General features: G+C 72.4%; 7 protein-coding genes. All 7 read left to right on the forward strand.

Features of this window, described 5'->3' with window-relative positions:
• Nucleotides 1-1,397: acyclic terpene utilization AtuA family protein (locus tag AC1DQF_RS20570; protein WP_477527091.1), on the forward strand; the 1,397-nt coding region annotated here is incomplete at its 5' end.
• Complete coding sequence (locus AC1DQF_RS20575) at nucleotides 1,394-2,527, forward strand: acyl-CoA dehydrogenase family protein (protein ID WP_477527092.1); 1,134 nt, start codon at nucleotides 1,394-1,396, stop codon at nucleotides 2,525-2,527. The genes AC1DQF_RS20570 and AC1DQF_RS20575, both read left to right, overlap by 4 nt.
• Nucleotides 2,524-2,997 (forward strand): SRPBCC family protein, encoded by a 474-nt coding sequence (locus AC1DQF_RS20580; RefSeq protein ID WP_477527093.1) that lies wholly within the window; start codon nucleotides 2,524-2,526, stop codon nucleotides 2,995-2,997. Before AC1DQF_RS20575 ends, AC1DQF_RS20580 begins: the two co-directional genes overlap by 4 nt.
• A complete protein-coding gene (locus AC1DQF_RS20585; RefSeq protein WP_477527094.1) occupies nucleotides 2,994-4,637 on the forward strand; it encodes an acyl-CoA carboxylase subunit beta in 1,644 nt (547 codons plus the stop codon). The genes AC1DQF_RS20580 and AC1DQF_RS20585 overlap by 4 nt, the downstream gene beginning before the upstream one ends.
• Nucleotides 4,634-6,586: an acetyl/propionyl/methylcrotonyl-CoA carboxylase subunit alpha gene (locus AC1DQF_RS20590; RefSeq protein ID WP_477527095.1), complete on the forward strand. Its 1,953-nt coding sequence runs from the start codon at nucleotides 4,634-4,636 to the stop codon at nucleotides 6,584-6,586. The genes AC1DQF_RS20585 and AC1DQF_RS20590 overlap by 4 nt, the downstream gene beginning before the upstream one ends.
• Nucleotides 6,583-7,743 carry an acyl-CoA dehydrogenase family protein gene (locus AC1DQF_RS20595; protein ID WP_477527096.1) on the forward strand — a complete coding sequence of 387 codons (1,161 nt, stop codon included), beginning with the start codon at nucleotides 6,583-6,585 and terminating at the stop codon, nucleotides 7,741-7,743. Before AC1DQF_RS20590 ends, AC1DQF_RS20595 begins: the two co-directional genes overlap by 4 nt.
• Nucleotides 7,744-7,860: 117 nt before the next feature.
• Nucleotides 7,861-8,062, forward strand: a 202-nt coding sequence (locus tag AC1DQF_RS20600; RefSeq protein ID WP_477527097.1) for a hypothetical protein, incomplete at its 3' end; no start/stop codon positions are given.

Consider the following 8,062-nt stretch of genomic DNA (forward strand, 5'->3'; position numbering starts at 1 on the left):
CGATCGCCCACGTCGAGGGCGACGACCTGCGCCCCCTCGGCCTATGGGACGGCGCCCTCACCGCCAACGCCTACCTCGGCGGACTCGGCATCGCCGCCGCCCTGCGCGCCGGCGCCGACGTGGTCGTCACCGGCCGGGTCACCGACGCCTCGCTGGTCGTCGGGCCCGCGGTCGCGCACCACGGCTGGACCCCCGAGCAGTACGACGAGGTGGCCGGCGCCGTCGTCGCCGGACACGTCCTCGAGTGCGGGACCCAGGCGACGGGCGGCAACTTCAGCGGCTTCCTCGACCTCCCCGGTCGCGACCGCCCGCTCGGCTTCCCCCTCGCCGAGATCGCCGCGGACGGCTCGAGCGTGATCACCAAGCACGACGGCACGGGCGGCGCCGTCACCGTCGACACCGTGACCGCCCAGCTGGTCTACGAGATCCAGTCCACCCGCTACCTCGGCCCCGACGTCACGACACACCTCGACTCGATCCGCCTCGACCAGCAGGGACCGGACCGGGTGGCGATCTCCGGCGTCCGCGGCGAGGCGCCGCCGCCGCAGCTCAAGGTCTGCGTCAACGAGCTCGGGGGCTTCCGCAACTCAGTCGAGCTCGTCCTCACCGGCCTCGACGTCGAGGCCAAGGCCGCCTGGGTGCGCGACCAGCTGACCTCCGCGCTCGCCGCCCGCCCGCCCCGCGAGACCGCGTGGTCCGAGGTCGTCCTGCCCGCCGCCGACGCCGACACCGAGCAGGGCGCCTCCTCGCTGCTCCGCTGCACGGTCAAGGACGCCGACGCCGAGCCGGTCGGGCGGCAGTTCACCGCCGCCGCCGTCGAGCTCGCGCTCGCGTCGTACCCCGGCTTCACCCTCACCGCACCGCCGTCGCCGCCCACGCCGTACGGCGTCTACCGCGCCCGGTACGTCGACCGCGACCGGGTCGTCCACACGGTCGTGCATGCCGACGGCACGAGGGAGACGGTCCCCGACCCGCCCGTGGCCACCCGCGCGCACGAGCCGCAGCTCGGCATCCGCCCCTCGCCGTACCCCGCGACCTCCGACGTCCTCACCCGCCGGATGCCGCTCGGCACCTTCGTGCACGCCCGCTCGGGCGACAAGGGCGGCGACGCCAACCTGGGGCTCTGGGTGGCCCACGACGGCTCCGAGCTCCGCGAGGCGCGCGTCCAGTGGCTGAGCAAGCTGATCACCCCGCGACGGATCCGCGAGCTCGTCCCGGAGGCCGCCGACCTCGAGGTCGACTGCTACCTGCTGCCCAACCTGGGCGGCGTCAATGTCGTGATCCACGGCCTGCTCGGCGACGGGGTGGCCGCGTCCACGCGGTTCGACCCGCAGGCCAAGGGCCTGGGCGAGTGGGTGCGATCGCGCCACGTGTCGATCGAGGACGGACTGCTGTGAGTGCTGAGAGAGACGCCCTGCGGGCGACGGCGACCGAGTTCGTGCGCCGCGAGGTGGCGCCCCACCTCCAGGAGTGGGAGGACGCCGGCGAGGTGCCGCGGGAGCTGCACGCCACCGCCGGCGCGCTCGGGYTGATCGGCGTCGCCTTCCCCGAGGAGGTCGGCGGCTCGGGCGGCGACCTCGCCGACAGCGTGGCCCTGCAGGAGGCGATGTTCGCCGCCGGCGCGTCGAGCGGGCTGATGGCCGCGCTCTTCACCGCCGGAATCGCGCTGCCGCACATCTCCGCCTCCCGCGACCCCGACCTCGTCGACCGCTACGTCCGGCCCACGCTGGCCGGTGAGCTCATCGGCGCGCTGGCGGTCACCGAGCCGGGCGGCGGGTCCGACGTCGCCGGCATCGTGACGCGCGGCGTGGTCGACGGCGACGAGCTCGTCATCAACGGCGCCAAGACCTTCATCACCAGCGGCGTGCGCGCCGACTTCGTGACGACGGCGGTCCGCACCGGGGGCCCCGGCCACACGGGGATCTCGCTGGTCGTCGTCGACAAGGGCACGCCCGGCTTCACCGTCGACCGTGCGCTGACCAAGATGGGCTGGCACTGCAGCGACACCGCCGAGCTGTCGTACGTCGACGTGCGCGTCCCGCTGTCGAACGTGGTCGGCGAGCTCGACTCGGGCTTCTACCAGATCGCCGAGCAGTTCGTCGTCGAGCGGATCGCGCTCGCGGTGCACGCCTACGGCATCGCCGCCCGCAGCCTCGAGCTGACGGCGGCGTACTGCAGGGAGCGGACCACCTTCGGAAAGCCGCTGATCGCCAACCAGGTCGTGCAGCACCGACTGGTCGAGATGCACCGGCAGGTCGAGGTGGCTCGCGCCTACACCCACCACGTGGTCGACCGGCACCTCGCCGGGGAGACCGTCATCGCCGAGGCCGCGCTGGCCAAGCAGACGGCGGTCGACTGCGCGACGTACGTCTGCCACGAAGCGGTGCAGCTGCACGGCGGCACCGGATACATGCACGGGACCGAGGTGGAGCGGCACTACCGCGATGCCCGGATCCTGCCCATCGGAGGAGGAGCGACCGACGTGCTCACGGATCTTGCGGCCCGACTGCTGGGGTACGCCTCGTGAGGGGCCCGTTCCGTCCCCTCGGCGACGAGGTCACGGTGTGGATGGACGCCGCGCCGGCGACGGTCTGGGACCTGGTGAGCGACGTGACCCGGATCGGGGAGTTCAGCCCCGAGACCTTCGAGGCGAAGTGGACCCGCGGCTCCACCGGCCCCGAGGTGGGGGCGCAGTTCGCCGGCCACGTGAGGCGCAACGGCGTCGGCCCGACGTACTGGTCGCCGTGCCAGGTCACGCAGTGCCTGCCCGAGGAGGTCTTCGAGTTCGCGGTCGGCACCGACGCGATGACGATCAACAACTGGGGCTACCGGCTGGCGCCGCGCGACGGCGGGACCGACGTGACGGAGTACTTCCGCCTGCAGTCGACGCTGCCCGTGCGGCTCTACTGGCTGGTCCTCGGCCCGTTGCGCTCGGGCACCAACGTGCGCGGGATGCGCACGACGCTGGAGCGGATGAAGGCGGTGGTGGAGGCATGAGCGCGAATCGCGAGGCCATGCTGGAGAAGCTCGCCGATCTCGACGCCCAGCACGCCGTCGCCGTCGCCGGTGGCGGGGAGCGTTACGTCGAGCGCCACCACGCCCGGGGCAAGCTGCTGGCCCGCGAGCGCATCGAGCTCCTCGTGGACCCGGGCAGCGCCTTCCTCGAGCTGTCCCCGCTGGCCGGCTGGGGGTCGGACTTCACCGTCGGCGCCTCCGTCGTCACCGGCATCGGGGTCATCGAGGGCGTCGAGTGCATGATCACCGCCAACGACCCGACCGTGAAGGGTGGCGCGAGCAACCCCTGGACGGTCAAGAAGATCTTCCGCGCCTCGCAGATCGCCGAGGAGAACCGGCTGCCGACCGTCGCGCTCGTCGAGTCCGGCGGGGCCGACCTGCCGACGCAGAAGGAGATCTTCATCCCCGGCGGCAAGCTCTTCCGCGACATCACCCGCTCGTCGGCGGCCAAGGTCCCGACCGTCGCACTGGTCTTCGGCAACTCGACCGCGGGCGGGGCCTACGTCCCCGGGATGTCCGACTACACCGTGATGGTGCGCGAGCAGGCCAAGGTCTTCCTCGGGGGCCCGCCCCTGGTCAAGATGGCCACCGGCGAGGAGTCGGACGACGAGTCCCTCGGCGGTGCCGAGATGCACGCCCGGACCTCCGGCCTCGCCGACTACCTCGCCGAGGACGAGCACGACGCCATCCGGATCGGCCGGCGGATCGTGGCCCGGCTCAACTGGCGCAAGGCCGAACTTGCTGGCCGATCCCGACGGTTCTTGGCCGATGCATCGGCCAACATGCGCCAAGATCCCCGCTTCAGCGGGGATTCCCACCTCACCTACGCCGAGCCCGAGACCGACGCCGACGGCCTGCTGGACCTCGTCCCCACCGACCTCAAGGAGCCGTTCGACCCGCGCGAGGTGATCGCGCGGATCTGCGACGGTCGCAGCGTGAGCAACGGGGCGGTCTTCGACGAGTTCAAGCCGCTCTACGGTGCGAGCCTGGTCACCGGCTGGGCGAGGATCCACGGCCACCCGGTCGGCATCCTGGCCAACGCGCAGGGCGTGCTGTTCTCGGAGGAGGCGCAGAAGGCGACGCAGTTCATCCAGCTCGCCAACCAGGTCGACACCCCGCTGCTCTTCCTGCACAACACCACCGGATACATGGTCGGCAAGGACTACGAGCAGGGCGGGATCATCAAGCACGGCGCCCAGATGATCAACGCCGTCAGCAACAGCACCGTGCCGCACATCAGCGTCCTGATGGGGGCGTCGTACGGCGCCGGCAACTACGGCATGAACGGTCGCGCCTTCGACCCGCGCTTCCTCTTCACCTGGCCGAACGCGAAGTCCGCGGTGATGGGTCCGGCGCAGCTCGCGGGCGTGCTGAGCATCGTCGCGCGCGCCGCCGCCGAGGCCAAGGGACGCGACTACGACGAGGAGGGCGATGCCGGCATGCGGGCCATGGTGGAGCAGATGATCGAGGAGCAGAGCCTGCCCTACGCGCTGTCCGGGATGTTGTACGACGACGGCGTCATCGACCCGCGCGACACCCGCACCGTGCTGGGCATCTGCCTGTCGGTGATCGCGAACAGACCAGTCATCGGCACCGACCGGTTCGGGGTGTTCCGCACATGACCGCGATCACGCGACTCCTGGTCGCCAACCGCGGCGAGATCGCCCGTCGCGTCATCGCCACCTGCCGACGGCTCGGCATCGAGACCGTCGCGGTCCACTCCGACGCCGACGCGGGGATGCCCTTCGTCGCCGAGGCCGACATCGCCGTACGCCTTCCGGGCAACGCACCCACCGACACCTACCTGCGCGCCGACCTGGTGATCGAGGCGGCCCGGCGCACCGGCGCCGACGCGATCCACCCCGGCTACGGCTTCCTGTCGGAGAACGCCGACTTCGCCCGAGCCGTCGAGGCCGCCGGGCTCACCTGGGTCGGCCCGACGCCGAAGTCGATGGAGGCGATGGGTTCCAAGGTCGAGGCCAAGCGGCTCATGAGGGCCGCCGGTGTCCCGACGCTGGAGGCGCCCGAGCGGCCCACCGAGGCCGACCTCCCGCTGCTGGTCAAGGCGTCCGCCGGTGGTGGCGGACGCGGCATGCGCGTCGTACGCGAGCTGTCGGCGCTCGAGCGGGAGATCGCGACCGCGCAGGCGGAGGCGAGCAGCGCCTTCGGCGACGGCACGGTCTTCGTCGAGCCGTACGTCGAGCGCTCCCGCCACGTGGAGGTGCAGGTGGTCGGCGACCGGTTCGGCCGCGTCGTCGTGCTCGGCGAGCGCGACTGCTCGCTGCAGCGCCGCCACCAGAAGGTCGTCGAGGAGGCCCCCGCCCCGGACCTCGCCGCCGAGGTCGCCGCGGAGCTGCACGAGGCGGCCCGGACAGCGGCGGAGGCTATCGGCTACGTCGGCGCCGGCACGGTCGAGTTCCTCTACGACCCCGCCACCGAGCGGTTCTTCTTCCTCGAGATGAACACCCGGCTCCAGGTCGAGCACCCGGTGACCGAGGCGGTCTTCGGCGTCGACCTCGTGGAGCTCCAGCTCCGGGTGGCCGAGGGCGCGGCCCTGGACGAGCGCACCGACGAGCCCCGGGGCCACGCGATCGAGGCGCGGATCTACGCCGAGGACCCGGCGGCCGACTACCAGCCGCAGTCCGGCCGGCTGACGGCCTTCGAGGTGCCCGGCACCTGGACCTTCGAGCAGCCCGGTCGCGGCGTACGGGTGGACGCCGGGTTCGAGGCGGGCGACGAGGTGTCGACGCACTACGACGCGATGCTCGCCAAGGTCGTCGCGTGGGCGCCGACCCGCGCCGAGGCGGCCCGGATGCTCGCCACGGCCCTGCGGCGGGCGCGCATCCACGGCGTCACCACCAACCGCGACCAGCTCGTCGACGTGCTCGCCGACCCGGCCTTCCTCGCCGGGGAGGTCTCGACCGCGCTGCTGGCCGAGGGCACCCACGGCCAGTTCGACCGCACCGGCCAGCAGCGGTGGTCCTCGATCGCCGCAGCGGTCGCCCTCGCCGAGGGCGACCGGCGCGCACGCACGGTGCAGCAGGGGATACCGGTCGCCTGGCGCAACGTCGTCTCGCAGCCGCAGCGCACGCTGTTCGCGGTGGCGGGGCGCGAGGAGCCGCTGGTCGTGGAGTGGTTCGGCACCCGGGACGGGTACGCCGTCGACGGGGCCAGCGTGCTCGCGGCCGGCCCCGACGCGGTGATGCTCGAGATGGACGGACTGGCCACGACGTTCGCCGTCGCGATCACCGGGGGGGTGGTCGACGTCGACTCGGCCCTGGGACACGTGCGGCTGGCTCCGGTCCCGCGCTTCACCGACCCCGCCGACGCCGTCGCCAGCGGCAGCCTGCTCGCCCCGATGCCCGGCACCGTCGTCAAGGTCGCCGTCACCGACGGCGATGACGTCGCGGCGGGCGACGTCGTCCTGGTCCTCGAGGCCATGAAGATGCAGCACTCGGTCACCGCCCCCTCCGCGGGGACCGTCACCGTCAACGTCACCACCGGCCAACAGGTCGCCGCCGGCGAGGTCCTCGCCGTCGTGGAAGCCGTCGCAGAAGGAGAAGACGCATGAGCACGTTCACCGAGTCCGACGAGCGCCGCGAGCTGCGCGTCCAGGTCGCCAAGCTGGCCGGCAAGTACGGCCGCGACTGGTTCACCGACAAGGCGCGCAAGGGCGAGAAGACCACCGAGCTGTGGCTCGAGATCGGCCGCGCGGGCTACCTCGGGATCAACATCCCCGAGGAGTACGGCGGCGGGGGCGGCGGCATCGGCGACATCGCCGCGGTCTGCGAGGAGCTCGCCGCGCAGGGCTGCCCGCTGCTGCTCATGGTCGTGAGCCCGGCGATCTGCGGCACCATCATCACCCGCTACGGCACGGAGGTGCAGAAGCAGCGCTGGCTGCCCGGCATCGCCGACGGCACCGGCACCATGGCCTTCGCCATCACCGAGCCCGACGCCGGGACCAACACCCACAACATCACCACCACCGCTCGCCGTGACGGCGACGAGTGGGTGCTCAACGGCCGCAAGATCTGGATCTCCGGCATCGACGAGGCGGACAACGTGCTCGTGGTCGCCCGCACCGAGGACGCCCGCACGGGCAAGCTCAAGCCCTGCCTGTTCGTCGTCCCGACGGACGCCACCGGCTTCGAGGCACACCCGATCCCGATGGAGATCGTCTCGCCGGAGAAGCAGTTCCAGGTGTTCATCGACGACGTCCGGCTCCCCGCCGATGCGCTCGTCGGTGACGAGGACGGCGGCCTCGTCCAGCTCTTCGCCGGCCTCAACCCCGAGCGGATCATGGCGGCCTCCTTCTCCACCGGGCTCGCGCGGTTCGCGCTCGGCAAGGCGGCGGCGTACGCCAAGGAGCGCACCGTCTTCCAGGGCCCGATCGGCGCCCACCAGGCGATCGCCCACCCGCTCGCGCAGTCGCACATCGAGATCGAGCTGGCCCGACTCATGAACCAGAAGGCCGCCGCGCTGTACGACGCCGGCGACGACATGGGGGCCGGGGAGGCCGCCAACATGGCGAAGTACGCCGCAGCCGAGGCCGCCTGCGACGCCGTGGACCGGGCCGTGCAGACCCATGGCGGCAACGGGATCAGCCAGGAGTACGGCATGGCCGGGCTGCTCGTCGCCACCCGCGCGGGCCGGATCGCGCCGGTGAGCCGCGAGATGATCCTCAACTTCGTCGCGATGCACAGCCTGGGGCTGCCGAAGTCCTACTGAGCACCTCGTGCCGGCCCCTCATTTGGGGTAACCCTCCCGCCGCCAGCACCGCGCGGCCCGGCCCCTCCGAGACATTCACCTCGGCCGCGCGTGCGGCACCGGACGAGGTGAGTGCCCATGCCCGAGACCCTGGATCGCGACCCCCACCGGCCGACGTCCGCTCGTGGAGCTCTGTCGACCGCACTGCTGGGTGTGCTCGCCGCCGTCGCTGCGGCGGTGGTCGCCGTGCTGTTGAGCGCGACGGCGGCCCAGGCGGGACGGGCGGCCCCCGGGGCCTTCCCGGTGGAGCAGCCCGACGGGGACCGCATCGTGGTCCGGC

Source organism: Nocardioides sp. P4_G4 (assembly GCF_056401085.1).